13 protein-coding genes are annotated in these 17,376 nt (G+C 46.1%); all 13 read right to left on the reverse strand.

The genetic code is table 11. The annotated features are described in order from the left end of the window. Window positions 1-110: 110 nt before the first annotated feature. Window positions 111-1,517 (reverse strand): NADP-dependent phosphogluconate dehydrogenase, encoded by a 1,407-nt coding sequence (gene gndA / locus ACUTSU_RS00005; RefSeq protein ID WP_442230629.1) that lies wholly within the window; start codon window positions 1,515-1,517, stop codon window positions 111-113. Between the two features lie 137 nt (window positions 1,518-1,654). Beyond that, window positions 1,655-2,845, reverse strand: coding sequence for a polysaccharide pyruvyl transferase family protein (locus ACUTSU_RS00010; protein ID WP_445650101.1), 1,191 nt, complete (start codon window positions 2,843-2,845; stop codon window positions 1,655-1,657). Between the two features lie 16 nt (window positions 2,846-2,861). Next, window positions 2,862-4,004 (reverse strand): glycosyltransferase family 4 protein, encoded by a 1,143-nt coding sequence (locus ACUTSU_RS00015; RefSeq protein ID WP_445650100.1) that lies wholly within the window; start codon window positions 4,002-4,004, stop codon window positions 2,862-2,864. 14 nt (window positions 4,005-4,018) lie between these two features. Continuing rightward, window positions 4,019-4,915 (reverse strand): glycosyltransferase, encoded by an 897-nt coding sequence (locus tag ACUTSU_RS00020; RefSeq protein WP_445650099.1) that lies wholly within the window; start codon window positions 4,913-4,915, stop codon window positions 4,019-4,021. Continuing rightward, window positions 4,912-6,066: a UDP-galactopyranose mutase gene (glf, locus tag ACUTSU_RS00025; RefSeq protein ID WP_445650246.1), complete on the reverse strand. Its 1,155-nt coding sequence runs from the start codon at window positions 6,064-6,066 to the stop codon at window positions 4,912-4,914. Before glf ends, ACUTSU_RS00020 begins: the two co-directional genes overlap by 4 nt. Window positions 6,067-6,073: 7 nt before the next feature. Continuing rightward, window positions 6,074-7,972, reverse strand: a complete 1,899-nt coding sequence (locus tag ACUTSU_RS00030) for a DUF4422 domain-containing protein (protein WP_445650098.1) — start codon at window positions 7,970-7,972, stop codon at window positions 6,074-6,076. A 31-nt stretch (window positions 7,973-8,003) separates the two neighbouring features. Next, window positions 8,004-8,744 carry an ABC transporter ATP-binding protein gene (locus tag ACUTSU_RS00035; protein ID WP_445650097.1) on the reverse strand — a complete coding sequence of 247 codons (741 nt, stop codon included), beginning with the start codon at window positions 8,742-8,744 and terminating at the stop codon, window positions 8,004-8,006. Next, entirely contained in the window at window positions 8,744-9,511 is a 768-nt protein-coding gene (locus tag ACUTSU_RS00040; protein ID WP_445650096.1) for an ABC transporter permease, read from the reverse strand. The genes ACUTSU_RS00035 and ACUTSU_RS00040 overlap by 1 nt, the downstream gene beginning before the upstream one ends. 322 nt (window positions 9,512-9,833) lie before the next feature. Then, the gene (galU, locus tag ACUTSU_RS00045) at window positions 9,834-10,721 is read right to left on the reverse strand and encodes a UTP--glucose-1-phosphate uridylyltransferase GalU (RefSeq protein ID WP_445650095.1); all 888 of its coding nucleotides are present in this window, start codon (window positions 10,719-10,721) and stop codon (window positions 9,834-9,836) included. A gap of 495 nt (window positions 10,722-11,216) precedes the next feature. Next, on the reverse strand, window positions 11,217-12,239 hold the full coding sequence (gene galE, locus ACUTSU_RS00050) for a UDP-glucose 4-epimerase GalE (protein ID WP_445650094.1): 1,023 nt from the start codon (window positions 12,237-12,239) through the stop codon (window positions 11,217-11,219). Window positions 12,240-12,525: 286 nt separating this feature from the next. After that, a complete protein-coding gene (locus ACUTSU_RS00055; protein WP_445650093.1) occupies window positions 12,526-13,902 on the reverse strand; it encodes a TolC family outer membrane protein in 1,377 nt (458 codons plus the stop codon). Between the two features lie 2 nt (window positions 13,903-13,904). Continuing rightward, window positions 13,905-15,236 (reverse strand): HlyD family type I secretion periplasmic adaptor subunit, encoded by a 1,332-nt coding sequence (locus ACUTSU_RS00060; RefSeq protein WP_445650092.1) that lies wholly within the window; start codon window positions 15,234-15,236, stop codon window positions 13,905-13,907. A 54-nt stretch (window positions 15,237-15,290) separates the two neighbouring features. After that, window positions 15,291-17,057, reverse strand: a complete 1,767-nt coding sequence (locus tag ACUTSU_RS00065; RefSeq protein ID WP_445650091.1) for a type I secretion system permease/ATPase — start codon at window positions 17,055-17,057, stop codon at window positions 15,291-15,293. Window positions 17,058-17,376: the final 319 nt, after the last annotated feature.

Raw genomic sequence — 17,376 nt, forward strand, 5'->3', positions numbered from 1 at the left:
CGGCGACCGCATCTGTCGCTACAATACAAAACGCCCGATGAAGTTCACCGGGCGTTATTAAGGCTGAAAAGTGTCAACCTATATCAGGACTAGTCAGTCAAGCGCTGGGATTATTCCATCCATTCGGTATGGAACACGCCTTCTTTGTCGATACGTTTGTAGGTGTGAGCACCGAAGTAGTCACGCTGCGCCTGGATCAGGTTGGCAGGCAGAACCGCTGAACGGTAGCTGTCGTAGTAAGAGATAGCCGCAGAGAAGGTCGGCGTAGGGATGCCGTTTTGCACCGCGTAGGACACCACGTCACGCAGCGCCTGCTGATATTCGTCAGCAATCTGCTTGAAGTAAGGTGCCAGCAACAGGTTAGCGATATCCGCGTCCTGTGCATAGGCGTCGGTGATTTTCTGCAGGAACTGTGCACGGATGATGCAGCCGGCGCGGAAGATCTTGGCAATGTCGCCGTAGTGCAGATCCCAGTTGTTTTCTTTGGAAGCGGCTTTCAATTGAGAGAAGCCCTGCGCATAAGAAACGATTTTGCCCAGGTACAGTGCGCGGCGCACTTTCTCAATGAATTCAGCCTTGTCACCGCTCACTGGGGTCGCTTTAGGACCGGTCAGCACTTTAGATGCAGCCACACGCTGGTCTTTCAGTGAGGACAGGTAACGCGCGAACACTGACTCGGTGATCAACGACAGCGGCTCGCCCAGATCCAGAGAGCTCTGGCTGGTCCATTTACCGGTGCCTTTGTTGGCCGCTTCGTCCAGGATCACATCAACCAGGTATTTACCTTCTTCATCTTTCTTGGTGAAGATATCTTTGGTGATGTCGATCAGGTAGCTGTTCAGTTCGCCTTTGTTCCACTCGGCAAAGGTATCAGCCAGTTCTTCATTGCTCAGGTTCAGCGCCTGTTTCAACAGGGAATAGGCTTCTGCAATCAGCTGCATGTCGCCGTACTCGATACCGTTGTGTACCATCTTCACATAGTGACCGGCACCGTCAGCGCCGATATAAGTCACGCAAGGCTCGCCTTCCGCTACCGCAGCGATTTTCTTCAAGATTGGCGCCACCAGCTCGTAAGCTTCTTTCTGGCCGCCAGGCATGATTGAAGGGCCTTTCAATGCGCCCTCTTCACCACCGGAAACGCCGGTGCCGATGAAGTTGAAACCTTGATCAGACAGTTCGCGGTTACGACGGATGGTGTCCTGATAGTAGGTGTTGCCACCGTCGATCAGAATGTCACCTTTATCCAGGTGCGGAGTCAGGGAAGCAATGGTCTTGTCCGTCGCTTCGCCCGCTTTCACCATCAGCAAAATGCGGCGTGGCTTTTCCAGAGATTCAACAAACTCTTCAACGGTGTAGTGCGGCACCAAGTTTTTACCCGGATTCTCTGCAATAACTTCGTCGGTTTTGTCGCCTGAGCGGTTAAAGATCGAAACGGTATAGCCACGGCTTTCGATGTTCAGTGCCAGATTGCGGCCCATTACCGCCATGCCGACAACGCCGATTTGTTGCTTGGACATTGAAGAACTCCTGTCTGAGGATGACCCTGTTAGCAACTTTGGCCAACAGGTTTTGTGATGTGGCACACATGTTAACTCAGGATTGAACCGCGTGGGTAGTGATTGGTGCGATAGGCTTTACAACAGATAATAAACCATCAGAAATTATACAGTTGTGTCAATAAATGTTGCTTGGCTTGCTGAATAAGTTCCTTTCCTGACTGGCGATCAATACTGACTTCTGGTGATAGCAATGGCACCAATGCATCCACACTGATATCCGGCCGAACCATAGGCCAGTCAGACATCGGCTGCAAACTGGCAAATTTGTTGTCGTAATAATCTGACCACGATAGCGCAATCCCCGCGATACCAAGGCTTGCAGCAATCACCTGGAAATGAAAACGTGAACTGATGCAAAAATCATTGGTGGCGAATGTTAAACCATCTTGCCAAATCTGTTCGAACTGTATGAAATTTGCCTGTGGGAAACGTTCTTGCACCTGACGGAAAAATACCCCATCTGAGCCTGGACGAAACTCATAAAAATTGATCGCGGCCGCAGGATGGGTACGACAAAAACTAGCTACCGCCTTCTGCAACAATAGCAGCAGATTATCTGTCAGAATCCCGCCTTCAGACAATTCAGTGTGGATACACAAATGAAGAGTGGGTTGTTCACTTTCGACAAGACGCCCGATAGGAGAACCAGGGAAAGCAAAATAATCGTCCCCAGTAAAGCTCAGGTCTGGCAGCTCGAAAGGTTTCAATACCTCGTAACTGGCTTCGTCTCGCACATCAAACTGATTAAATTGGCGGATGGAGGGGGCGAATTTAGTGGCATTTTCGGGCGAAAGCGGCTGCAATCCAAGTCCGGTTGCGTAGCTGACCAACTGATGTTTTTCGGCAAAGTAAGCCGCAAGCTCTATCAACCGCGCATTGGCTCCCCAGAGTTCATTGATGTAGCCGCCCCCTAACAGATGGATGCTTTCCGCAGAGATAAATGCCTCGGTCATCAAGCGCTCACGAAGCGGCAGCGTATAAGGATCAGCAAATTTTTCCTGAACGGACCCATCGTCACCCAGAGCCTGCGCCAAGCGCCAAAGATAATCAACGCATTTAACCCCTGGGAACAGCTCCGTAGCTACCACAGCATCCACAGCATCAAGATAAATAACGCTGCCAGGAAACTGTCGTTGCAATTCATTTATCCAATATCGCGTCAGCATGTCATCGCCAAAATTTGGCATGCCTGCAGCTGAAACCAAATAAAATGTTTTCTTCGATATCGGTGGAGTCTGAACATCCCTATTATGCCTTTTCGTCCATAATTTCGCGAAAAAAGCCAAAATAGTGCTCCTTAAATTAATAATTCCCGGTGGCAATCGCACGCTGATAGAGTTTCAGCGTGTCATCAATAACCAGTGATGATGCGAATTTGCTCTCAATTCGCTCTCGACTACGAACGCCCATCTCTACACGTTTGTTTGGGCTGGTAAGTAATTTTTCCAACTTTTCTGCCAAAAGTTTGATGTTACGTTTCTCCACCAAACTCCCTGTGTATTCATCAATGATCAGGCTTTGGCATCCACCAACATCGTAAGCAATGCAAGCGCGCCCGACAGACGACGCCTCAAGCAAGATGCGAGGAATACCTTCAGAATAGGTAGAGGGTAACGCCACAACGTTAGAAGCTTTGATAAGACTGTAAACATCAGAACAATGGCCAAGCCAGTTTATCAACCCTTGCTGATGCCATTCTTCAATTTGCGACAATGGGATAGCATCGGGATCGTCAACGATCGAGATCCCTGCCACATTGAGCACAAAATCTACGCCTTTAAGCGCTAAACGCTTCTTCACTTCCACCAAATCACCCAGTCCTTTGCTCCACAGCAAACGGCTGGCAAACAGCACAATGGGTTTTTCTCGATTGATTTCCAATGAATAGTGATAGATCTCCGGATTGATACCGGCCCCGTCGATCACTACAGTCTGGCTTTTTACGGCATCAGTAAGGTCAATGAGCCGATCACGATCGTGCTCATGTTCAAAGGCCAACAGACATTTTTTATTCTTAAATATATGATTATAGGAATGTAATGTCAGAAAACGAATAACGTTCATCGACAACTTATCTTCCATAAATACCCGGCCCAGTCCTACAAAGCCCAAAATGATAGGCTTATTATAAAAACGGGCAAAGAAGCCCCCCATCAGGCAAGGTTTGATGGTGATACAATGCAATACATCCGGGTTAATTTTCTTAAGTAACTGCCAGACCTTAACCAATGAGCCAAAAAAATTAATTGGGTTGATGGAAAGCTCGGAAACAGAAGAGTCATGACAGATAAAACCTTTTTCTGCCAGATTTTGCTGAATGCCGTCTCCCACAAAGTGGCTGACAACATGAATTTCATAGCCGGCAGCTTTAGCTGCCAAGGCTCTTTCAACCCAGTGAAGTTCAAAGTACCAATCTGAGTTGATAAAATAACAAATCTTTTTCATTTAACTCTTACCGGCTAATGTCGTTTACCAGTTTTACGTGATATACCGTCAACAATACCGCGTACTACATATCTAATATATTCTATCTTGTTAGCTTGCGAGGTAACAGAAAGTAAATATTTAGCAATACGTAACACGATGGCTCCAAATGAGTAAGGTCTCTCATTTTTTTTGAACAACACTCTGGAGAGCAGCAAGTTCCTGACCAGATAGTATACCTTCCACGGCGGGTTGATCCCCCCATTAGCCGGTGCTACATCATGCAAGAAAAGCAGCTCTGGCGAGTATCGGAATCGATATCCCTGTTGATTCAACCTGTAAGAGAAGTAAAGATCATCATAATAAATAAAAAGTTCTGACCAGATAGACTCAATATTGGCGGCTAAAACGTCTTTGCGAATTATTGCACCAACAAATGACAGCGTCACAACCTCTGACACCTCCAGTCCTGTCGGGGTATAGCGGGCAGGCCTTGCAACATAATCGAGCGTGCGCATCAGCGATGTTGGCATCTTACTGAAGGGCACATTCATTTTACAAAGTACACCCTGCTTATCCAGTACCCGACAACAATATGCTGCATAATTAGTTTTTACCAACTCGGCAAAACGCACCAGCAACTCAGCTTGAGGATAAGCATCATCGTCAAACATAAATACCCAATCAGTATCTATTTTTTGAGCAATGATTTCTGCGCCAAGCTTAAACCCACCCGCACCACCATTATTTTGGTCAGCACGCAGTACATGCAGACGAGCATCCTCAATCCCGTTCAGCCAAGTCTGAGTACCATCGGTAGAAGCATTATCAACAACGACAATATGCTCAAAAGGCAGCGCGGCAGTTGCCATCCAGCACTGTTTCAATTTTTCCAGGCGATTGAAAGTAACAATTAACGCCGTGGTTTTCATCTGATACTGACCGTAAATACCGGCATGGTCGTTTTTTTCTCCAGACTGGTCAGATAAATTTCAGCGGTTTTCAACGCCTCAGCAATAGTCACATCCATATCCAGATAGCGGTAGGTTCCCAACCGCCCGATAAAGGTCATGTTATTTTCTTTTTCTGCCAAATCGACATATTTTTCCAGCAGGCTCATTTCACCGACTTGTCGAATTGGGTAGTAAGGTATATCGTTTTCCTCGCATGCACGGCTATATTCTTTATAACAAACAGAGCCTTCATGCTGCTCCCACGGCGAAAAATATTTATGTTCGGTGATACGCGTGTAAGGTACTGATTGCTCGCAATAGTTCATTACCGCACACCCCTGGTAATCACCATCCACAGAGAATTTTTCAAAATCTAGCGTACGGTACCCTAAACGACCGAACTGGAATCCATAGAACGCATCCAGTGGTCCGCTGTAAAACACATGGTCGTATCGCTCGCGTTCCTGCGGCTGGAATTGTACACCGAGAGATACGGCAATATTCGCATGGTCTAAAATACCTTCAACCATTTTGGTATAGCCGTCTTTCGGCATACCCTGAAATTTATGATTAAAATAGTTATCATCATAATTGAAGCGAATAGGTAAACGTTTAAGGATCGATGCTGGCAGTTGAGCTGGGGACATGCCCCATTGCTTAATGGTGTAACCTTTAAAGAAGGCTTCATAAAGCTCTTTGCCGACAAAACGCAACGCTTGCTCTTCAAACGATTTCGGTTCAGTAATGCTGCTGTCACCTTTTTCAGCGATTAATGCCTTGGCTTCCGCTGGTGAACAGGTTTTTTTAAAGAATTGGTTAATCGTATGAAGATTTATTGGCAACGAGAAAACCTGTCCGTCAACCGTCGCTTTAACCCGATTAACGTAGGGCATCATGGTGGAGTAACTATTAACAAAATTCCATACCTGTTCGTTGTCAGTATGGAAGATATGCGGACCATAGGTATGCACCATAACGTCGGTCTTCGCATCACGGGCATCGTAGCAGTTACCTGCGATATGATCCCGGCTGTCGATGATTTGAACCAAATGCCCCTGTTCAGCCAGTTGACGTCCGATTACTGCGCCAGAGAAACCGGCACCTACAATTAGGATTTTTTTGCTATTCATCATTAAGTTACCCAAGAATTACGCGTCTAACTTTGTAGTAATATTTCGTCATAAAGTTGCGACGAGACGTGCCTATTGGTGCCCATTTATTAAGAGTCGGCATCAAAGCGCGTTTTAATTTGGTCTGCAGCAACACGGGCGTATTGTTCACAAGCTGTGCTGCAGAAGCATGTGAAACCGAGGTGCCAATCAGGCGTTCATAAGCTTCAAACGCCCATGGCGTATTCACGATGTTTTTATGATAGTTATCAAAAAAATCAACGTGGCGCGTATTCCACGGTTTATTCTCACCGGCAAAGTGAATCATCTTCGGTTTTCTGCGAGCCTCAAGATAATCCATGTAGGTTTTAAAAGGTAAATTAGGGAAGAAATCTTCAGTATTACCATTACCGTGATATACGTTCCATTCCAATGGCAAATAGTGCACGCGGCCATGGAACACTTTATTCATTATATCCTGATCAAGGAACCAATATGTTTTGCTTTTCATCGCATCCATTAGGTTGGAAAACGTATTTTCCTTGTTCATCAAATCAATGTTAAATACCAAAATACCGGCTTGGAAATAGCCATCAGGGTTAACCATCTCCAATGAGCTTGACAAATACTCTTTGGCTGGCATTACACCATCACTGGACTGAGACATTGCACCGAATAAGACAAACCCTTCCATGACAATGTCTTTTACTGCAGCGACCAGATTATTCCCAAGCGGGATGGTCATCAATTCAGCCAGGTCACTTTCAACAACAGTATCTGCGTCAATAAAGATAACTTTTTCAAACTCGGAAAAAAGTTTCGGAATGAACAAACGAGCATAGGTTGCCGAACTAAAATGAGCACGGGTAAAGACGTTTTTTATCTCACTAAAGGCATTAACATCAAAGAAACGAAGACTGAAGTTTTCAACATCAGCAACTAGAGACAACAAACGACGTTTGTTTGATAAAGAAATTCCATTTTCAAGAATAATCAAGTCATAATTGAGTTCTGAACTTGCATGCTTAACAATAGAATTAATTAACGCGGAGCCACTGATAGAGTAATTATCATCGAAGCAGATCACCACTGGGACATTCTTGGTCGAAAAGATTGGCTTTAAGGTAGCATTAAAAGTTTCTTGTTCGATGAAAGTACGTTGTAACTCTTTCACTTTAAAAGCGTGTTGTTCAATTTGGTACGCGATATAAATATTCAGCAAACGCTCTGAGATATGACCAACAACTCGCTTTTCTTGTGAGTTATAATTTTTGAATCGAAGTTTACTTTCTAACCTTTCCAAAATAGTGAATAGCCACTTGGAATAGTCATTAAAGATATCTTTTCGCATAACAAACATATTTGTGTAATAACCATCCGTAGCGTTATTAAACTTATCTGCAGCAGATCTATACTCAGGGTAAATGTCAGCAAGGATTTCCAATGCAGCATCGTAATCTTCAATATGCAGGTAGTTAGAAACTTTGTAATGATGATAGTTGTTCTTGCTACCTGCAGCACTGACATCCCATTTCTTTGGCAAAACAATGTCAACATCCATCAGACATAGAGAAATATCTTTATCGTTTAAACCAAATTTATCATGATATGACGCATCAATTTTCTCATAATTAACTACGCCCCAGTTATCTTCCGGAACCTGTTGATCTTTTGAGAAGTTAAAATGACGTCGATAATGCATAAAACCAACATAGTCTGCCGGTTGCGCATTCTTCCACACCCAATAATGCGCGGTCAACTCACAGTAAAACGGGTTTTTGAAAGAGATATTATCTCCAGTATCATCACCAAGACAGCCGATCTCATTCGGGTTATTTGCCTTACCAACGTGAATCGGTTGAATCAGCGATGAATCAAGAAACGCGCTTGGTTTGTGATGACAAGTATAAATCTTAATAGAGCTCATGTGAATTACCTAAAAGTCAGAATTATAAAAATCAGGCCATTGCTATTTTATATTGAGAGATAACGGAGTGGGCATCTCCCATCTCTCTCATTTTATGGTTTTCAATCCAAATGACTTTGTCACAGATTTTCTCAACATCCTCAAGGTTATGACTAACAAAAAGAATTGTAACCCCTTTCTTTTTGAACTCATTAATAGTCTTCAGACATTTCCGCTGAAAAGCAATATCACCCACAGCCAGAACCTCATCGATTATCAATATATCCGGATCTACCTGTGTTATCACCGAAAACCCTAACTTCGCCAGCATACCACTTGAATAGACCCGAATGGGTTCATCGATGAACTCACCTAATTCAGAGAACTCGATAATTTTATCCAGACGTTGTTTTAGTTCTTTACGACGCAACCCTAACAATGTGGCATTAAGTCGAATATTCTCTCTTCCAGTAAGCTCGGGATGAAAGCCACCGCCCAATTCCAACATGGACGCAACGCGCCCAACGACACTTACAGTACCGGACGATGGCTTCATTACACCAGCGACCAAACCAAGTGAAGTACTCTTTCCCGCGCCATTACGACCAATAAGTGCTACAGACTCCCCTTTCTGAACCTGAAAGCTAATGTCTTCAACCGCTAAATAGCTTCGACCACTTAGCAAGCTTAATGCTCTACGTGGATTAAAAATCAATTCTTTGATGCCAGATCCAATATGATGATATAATGGATAGCACTTAGTAACATTTTTAAACTCTATAGCCAAACTCATTATAGTATCTCTGCAAATCTGTACTTTAATTTATTAAATATGCTTGTACCGATGATGACAAATAAAAGTGCATATCCATAGAGCATACCAACCTGGTGATAATCGATAACCCCATTCATGAAAAGATCACGCCAACTGAGTATCATATTTGCCAGCGGGTTATAATCGATTAAGAAATGATACTCTTTGGGTATCATATCGCCAGAATAAAGAATTGGCGTGCAATAAAACATCAGCATAATACCTAGGGTCACGAATCTTTCTAGATCACGGAAAAAAAGGTTCAACGTCGACAACATCATTGCAATGCCAAAAGTCATCAACATTTGGGCTATACCAATTAACGGAATTCCCCAAATCCAGTCAACCGAAGGACGCATACCGTATACATAGAGAAAGACAATAATCACAGGAATGGTGCATAAAAAATGCAGACATTCCATAAGTACGTTACTGAAAGGGATAACGGAACGAGGAAATACTGTTTTCTTTATTATTTGTGCATTGGCAATAAAAGAATATAAAGAATTCGTTGTAGAACTCGCGAACCATTGCCACGGGAAAAGCCCGGTAATAATAAATACCGTATAGTTTGGTATTTGAACCCTCATCACTAACTTAAAGATGAAGTAGTAGATCATCGCAAAGAGTAATGGGTTAGCAATTGACCACAAATAGCCAAAAAAACTGCTTTTATATCTAACTTTTAATTCTTTCTCTGTGATGACCGCAACCAAATCCCAGAGGTAACCTAAGCTATACTTCATATGAAAACTCGATTTAAGATTAAAATTCCCTAACATAAGAAACGTAATACTTATCAACTGCGTTTGCTAACGAGCGCCTCGCCAGGAAAGGCAAGCTTCAGGGTTCTTCACTATTTACAACCACGCTACCGCCCCTGGCATTATCGCAACCAGAGTACAAACCAAGCAACCAATTGATTCTACTACATATTTCAAAAAATCCAGTTTACAGGATCTTTAGGTCTTACCGCTATCACGCACAGGTTGCTTGTTACGTTACATTCAGCAGCACCATTTTTCTCTAGGAATCGACTGGATTCCTAACACACAAAAACACGTGGTATCAGTGATTGAAAACCCTTTTCAGCCACGCCGAAAAATCTTTTCCCTGCGTCGGATGCCGGAGCCCGAACTCAACGAAGGCCTTCATGTAGCCCAGCTTGTCGCCACAGTCATGAGAACGCCCTACCATAGCAAAAGCATCAACCGGTTTTTGTTCCATCAACAGGGCAATCGCATCGGTTAACTGAATTTCTCCACCAGCACCGTAAGGCGTTTTCTCCAGCAACGGCCAAATATCCGCAGCCAATACGTAACGGCCAACCACAGCCAAATTTGAAGGTGCTTTATCCAACTGTGGCTTTTCTACAATTGCACGCATTGGCAGGCTCTCACCTGGATGAATTTCGACACCACTGCAATCGACCACCCCGTATTTGGAGACATCTTCTTCCGGCACGGGTTCTACCATGACCTGACTGCGTCCATGTTCCGCAAATCGAGCAATCATGCTAGCCAAATTATCTCTTTTAAGATCTGAGGCAACATCGTCAATTAAGACATCGGGTAGCAGTACCGCAAAAGCTTCGTCACCAATCAATGGTCTAGCGCACAAGATTGCATGCCCCAAGCCTTTGGACTGACCTTGGCGTACATGCATCAACGTAACGCCTTTAGGACAGATCGATTGCACTTCTTCTAGCAGTTGGCGCTTGACGCGCGACTCCAGCATGCTTTCCAGTTCAAACGAAGTGTCAAAGTGATTTTCAATGGCATTTTTTGATGAATGTGTAACAAGAATAATTTCCGTAACACCAGCAGCAACGCATTCATTCACAATGTATTGGATGAGGGGTTTGTCTACGACCGGCAACATTTCCTTAGGGATAGCTTTGGTGGCCGGTAACATGCGGGTTCCTAGACCTGCAACGGGAATGACAGCTTTTAGCATTTTTGTGGGAACTCCCAGCAATTACTGTTTCATTACTGCAGCACATATAAAATCAGCGCAATGCCGTTGCATTGCATTGTTGCGTTATAGCACACAGCAGAAAATGACATCAATTTATTCGGCCTGAAGTATACACCCATGTCAGAAGTTAATACATTAACCACACGTAGACAAAACATCATTTGTCTACGCAACGACCTCCCCACCTGGCAATAATAAACATAATAGATTGAAATTAAAGAAAAAACAAAAAATACAAGCCTCTATAAAGACCGCGATTTTTTGATATCGATTGATGAATCACATAGCATTTATCGGACAAATACCAATCGAAATAAGTAGTGTGCTTATAGTTATACATACAAATTAAAACAGAATAAAATTGAGAATGATTATTAATTAATGCAAGTCATATCCTTTGCAACCTACCTGTTCCTTAAAAAAAGCCCGCAGCGTTGAACTGCGGGCTTAGTCAGAATGGAGTGTTACCCCAACTCAACTTTTGCGGCTATAGCCTTGCGGGTTATTCTTTTGCCAATTCCAGGTATCGCGCATCATTTCATCGATACCACGCCGCACTTCCCAACCCAGCTCCTCACGGGCAAGATTCGCGTCAGCCCAGAAAGCAGGCAAATCGCCATCACGACGCGGCAAGATCTGATATGGGATCTTCATGCCAGAAGCCTTTTCAAAAGCCTGCACCATTGCCAAAACCGAGTGCCCTACTCCTGCTCCCAGATTGTATGCTTTGAAACCCACAATTTTCTTCAAATGATCCATCGCCACCAAATGCCCTTCGGCCAAATCCATCACGTGGATGTAATCACGTTCACCGGTGCCATCTTCAGTTGGGTAATCGCCGCCGAAAATGCCCAACTTATCCAGTTTGCCAATGGCTACCTGAGAGATATAGGGCAACAGATTGTTCGGGATACCATTTGGATCTTCACCAATCAAGCCTGACTCGTGCGCACCTACCGGATTGAAGTAACGCAAAGCGATAATGGAAAACTGTGGCTCCGCTTTAGCGAAATCCTGCAGAATTTGCTCAACCATCAACTTTGATGTGCCGTAAGGACTAGTGGTACCACCAATCGGCGTTGTTTCCACATAAGGCACGGGAGAGTTAGCGCCATAAACTGTAGCGGAAGAGCTAAAGATAAATTGGTGAATACCTGCACGGCGCATTTCATCCAGTAACACCAGCGTGCCGGCAACATTGTTTTGATAGTACTCAAGTGGCTTGCGAGTCGACTCCCCCACGGCTTTCAAACCGGCAAAATGGATAACCGAATCTATCGCATGAGCGTCGAAGATACGCTTCAGGCATTCGCCATCCTGAATGTCCCCCTGGTAAAACACAGCCGCTTTGCCCGCTAACTTTTCTACACGATGCAAAGACTCTTCCGAAGAGTTCGACAGGTTATCCAATACCACCACATCCTCATCGCGCTCCAGCAAAGCCAGAACGGTATGAGAACCGATATAACCGGCTCCGCCGGTGACTAAAATCGCCATATCAACCCCTCTTCCCCAGCCTTACTGGAGAATCCTCACTGGTTAAAAATAATCTATTGGTTCAAAAAATCAGGAGAAAAATGCCAACTCAGATATTAATGCAGGCAGACATGATACAACTTACTCGACTTATCGCCAAAACGTCAGAGCAGTCAAAGCGGCTCTCAACCTTCATCCACAGAAATCCAATGGCGTTGCTGTCCGCAAACATAACGTATTGAGACAAAAAAGAGCAGCTCAAGGCTGCTCTTTCGGATAAATAGTCATGATGAGTGTAACTATCTGTTCAATGGCTCCTGGAAAAATACTGCGCCACGCGTTTTACATCTCGTTCATCAAGGGTTCCCGAATCACTCAGCAACGTAATCCAGGATTTTATGTAAGTGTACTTAGCCGAGGCCAGATCACGTTGAGCACTGTACAACTGTTGCTCAGCATTAAGTACATCGACGTTGACACGCTGACCCGCCAGCACGCTCTGGCGTGTTGCCGTTACCTGAGTTGTCGCCGACTTCACCGCCAGCTCGTAGGCCGCCAGTTTGGCACGGCTACTGATACAAAGATTATACTGTTTGCGCAGATCGTTAAGCGTGGTGCCCACCTGCGCATCCATTTCGTACATCGCCTGCCCATATCGAGATGCAGCCTGGCGAGTCGATGCCGAAACCCCTCCGCCGGCGTAGATCGGCATACTCACCTGCACGCCAATACTGTTAGTGCGATATTTTTGGTTAACCGTATTATCGCTGCTCGAGTCATTCTCAGAATGCGAGGCGTAGAGCTGCACCTGCGGCATAAAACCGGCACGATTTCTCTCCACTTCATATTTCGCCGCATCAACCCCGTGGCGAGAAGCCGCTAACATCGGGTTATTCTCGAGGGCAATTTTTTGCCACTCTTCAAACTTTGATGGGATCAACGGCGCCACCTGGAATTTGCCAGGGCGTAGCAGCTGTACATCATCGAGCTGATTGAGTGGCATACCAATAATGACTTCCAGCTCGCGCTGAGCCGCATCCAGCGCATCACGCGCCTCAATTTCCTGCGCCTCTGCCAGGCTGTAGCGCGCTTGAGTCTCGGAAACGTCGGTAATGGTACCCTCACCCGCGCCCATTAAGCGATCGTTCAGCGACAACTGTTCTTTATAGGCTGCTTTTTGCGCTGAGGCTAAAGCGATTTGGTCCTTGGAGTAAGCCACTTCCACATAGGCGGAGATCACCCGTACAGCCAAGTCGAGAAACTTACTGCGGTAGCGTTCATCAGACATCAGGGTCTGCGCCACGCCAGCCTTGTAGCGTGCATAAGCCTCGTAATCGAACAGCGGTTGCGTCAGCGTAACCGAGCTGGAATAACTGCGGTACTGCTGCCGTTTGGTGGTTTCAGTGACGCGGCCAAAGAGATCACCTTGCGGAAACTTCTGCGTTTGCCAGTTTCTCGGTGAGTTCTGGTAATTAAGCGATACCTTCGGCAGCAACCCCGCCCTGCCGATGTTTTCGTTTTCGTCTCCCGCCTCTTTCTCTTTTATAGCCGCCCTAAAGGTCGGATCTTTTTCAAGTGCCAGCGAATATGCGTCTATAATCCCTATCGAATGAACCGGCGCAGCTATCGCAAACAAGAGGGTACTGATAGCAAGGCCAGCAACCTGTCGTTTAAATTGAATCAAAATTATTCCTCGGTTAATGAAGTATGAGCGCGATCCAAAATAGGTTTAAACAGATAACTCAACAGTGAGCGCGAGCCGGTCTTCACAAACACCTCAACAGGCATCCCCGGCTTGATGTCTTCGCCACTGAGCAATTTCATGCCCTCAGGCGAAACCGTGACCTGCATTTGGTAGTAGGGTTCGCCATTGGCCTTGTCGACCAGACGGTCGGCAGAAACCAACGTCACCGTCCCCGGTATTTTCGGGGTCTTGTTTTGGTTGAAAGCAGTAAACATCAGATCCACCGGCAATCCGTTGTACACTTTATCAATCAGCTCTACCTTGAGGCGTGAATCCACCACCAGCGTAGCCTGACTTGGTACAACGTCCATCAGGTGGTCACCCGCTCCCACGACGCCCCCCTGAGTAAAGATATTCAGTCCTACAACAGTGCCATCTACCGGCGAAGTGATAGCCGTGTTGCCAAGGTCAAAATTCGCCATTTCCAACTTGTTCCTAAACTCGCTGGCATCCATCTGCGTTTGCGCCAACTGAGTTCTGACTTCGCGTTGATAGTCGGCAAAGCGTTGGTCGATCCTCTGCTGTGACTCCTGCAACTGTTTTTGTACCTGACCAATTCGCCCAACGGTTTCATCGATACTGCTGTTCACTTCCGCAAACTGACGCTGTACTTCCAGATAGCGGTTACGCGGTAAATAACCGTCCGCCGCCAGTTGCTTCATGCTGTTCATCTGTTCACGCAGGCTGGAAAGCTGGATTTGCTTATTGACCCTTGAGTCCTGCAGACCCTTCAGTTGGAAACGCATACCGTCCATTGACTGTTTATAACCGTCAACTTCGCTTTGTAATCCTTGGCGACGTGAAGAGAATAACTGCGTTTGCAGCGCAATGATCTCAGCGACCCGCGGCTGAGCCTGGATGGCTTCAAATACAGGAGAAAAAGTGACCTTGCTTAATCCATCACGTTCGGCCAACAAACGGCCTTCGCTGGCGAGCGTGGTGTAATATTGGTCGCGAAGTGAGTCAACCTGCGCCTGGGCCTGAACCTGGCTCAACTGCACCAACACCTCACCCGCTTTAACCTTGTCGCCTTCTTTTACCGTAATACTTTTGATGATGCCACTGGCCGGCGCCTGTACGGTTTTACGGTTGCCGGAAACGGTCACCGAACCCGGTGCTGCGACCCCTTTATCCAAAGGGGCAAACGCAGCCCAGGCGAAGAAGCCAAACAGACCAATCCCTACCACTAACCAACCCATGCGGGTGAAACGCCGTTCATCCTGCGGGATCTGTTCTGAATACGAGTCTTGCGGCTCGCCAATGTGCGTAGACATACCAACTCCTTTGACTGCAGGCGGCATTTTGGCGCCGCCCGGCAAGTACACAGCTTAATTAATTTGAGTTTTTGGGATATTACCTTCGTCCGGCTCGGAGTTGACTGCGCGCACCGCCTGCTGTGGGGTTTGCGCCTTCTGCGCATTGGCCAACGCTTGCAGCACCTGCTGAGTTGGGCCAAACGCATTGACGGTACCGTTCACTAACAGCAGCAGCTTGGTGGTCATCGACAACAGGTTGGTTCGATGGGTAATCAGGATCACCGTTTTATTACGCTGTTTAAGGAACAGGATCGCCTGATTCAGCGCTTTCTCACCGGCATCATCCAGATTGGAGTTGGGTTCATCCAATACGATCAGGGAAGGATCGCCATACAGCGCCCGGGCCAGGCCAATACGCTGCTTCTGTCCGCCGGATAATCCCGCCCCGCCATTGCCAATGATTGAATCATAACCGTTAGGGAAACGCAGGATCAGCTCATGGACCCCGGCCAACTTGGCGGCTTCAATCACTTTCTCAGAATCAATGTCGTTAAAACGAGCGATGTTCTCAGCAATGCTGCCGGCGAACAGTTCAATATCCTGCGGCAGATAACCGATGTAGGGCCCCAGTTCGTCTTTGTTCCATTGGTAAATATCAGCGTTATCAAGCCGCACAATACCTTCGCTGACCGGCCAGATACCTACCAACAAACGTGCCAGCGTGGACTTACCGGAAGCGCTTGGCCCGATAATCCCCAGTACGTCACCCGGTTGGATAGCGAAGCTGACATTATGTAATACCGCATCGCCTTTGGAGCCCGGAGGCGTGGCAGTGACACCTTCAACAGAGATGACCCCTTCCGGCCGTGGCAAAGACATCCCCATACCGCGTGGCGGATGTTTATCCAGTAATTTCACCAGGCGCTGATAGGAGAGTTTGGCAGAACTCCAGCTCTTCCAAACGTTGATCACCTGCTCGATAGGTGCCAACGTACGCCCCATCAGGATAGAACCTGCAATCATCATGCCGGGGGTAATATGGCCATCAATCGCCAACCAGCCCCCCAGTCCCAGCACCAGGGATTGCAAAGAAAGACGAACAAACTTGGTTATGGAGGTAACGGTAGTGGCACGCTCACTGGCGACACGTTGGCTATTCAGAAATCTCTGATGCAAACCGAACCAGCGGCGCTTTAGATTAGGTAACATGCCCAATGCCTCGATCACTTCGGCATTACGCAAATTTGTACTCGCCAAACTGCTGGACATGATCGATAGCTTGCTGGCTTCCCCCAATGGTTTCTTGGAAACCATTTCGTTGACCACCGCCAATGCAACCAGCAGCAGTGAGCCAACCAGAGCGAACAATCCCAACCACGGGTTAAACAGGAAAATCACCAGCAGGTAAATCGGGAACCAGGGCGCATCGAAGAACGCAAACAATGCGCTGCCGGTCAGGAACTGCCGTACGGTGGTCAAATCACCCAGCATCTGTCCTGCGTCGGAAGAGCCATTTTTCAGATTGGATTCATAGGCCGCAGTGTAAACACGGGTGTTCAATCGCATATCCAACTGACTGCCGATACGGATAACAACCATGCTACGAACATACTCAAGAAGCGCCATCATGCCGAACATTCCCAGCATAATCAGCGTTAACATCAGCAAAGTGATTTCATTACGGGAAGGAAGTACCCTGTCGTAGACCTGCAACATATAGACAGAGGGAACTAACATTAATATATTTATAAATGCGGTGAATATGCCAACGGTCCAGAAGATTTTGCTGCGTGTCCGTATAACATCCGCAATTTCATTACGCGGTATAAATTGATTCACTTTCTGCCCTTACATCATGTGCACTGTCAGTCCAATCCGCATTGATTTCCTCTAAGGAAATTCTTAAAAAATTAAAAATAAAGAAAATCCTAAAGAAGCCCCCTCAAACATGCTCGAGACTGCAGATACTTTTTTTAACTATAGATAGAGAAAGTGGATATCGGCAAGGCGGCATACAAAAAAAACTCTAACCCCCCCCCCAGCAAAACCTGCGAAAACAAAAAGATAAATGGCATAAAAAGCACAGGGGAATTATGAGTGAAAGAGTAAGTTAAAGACGATGACTCCGATCACAAAATAAAATACGGGGAGGTTACCC

Source organism: Serratia sp. NA_13 (assembly GCF_052691735.1).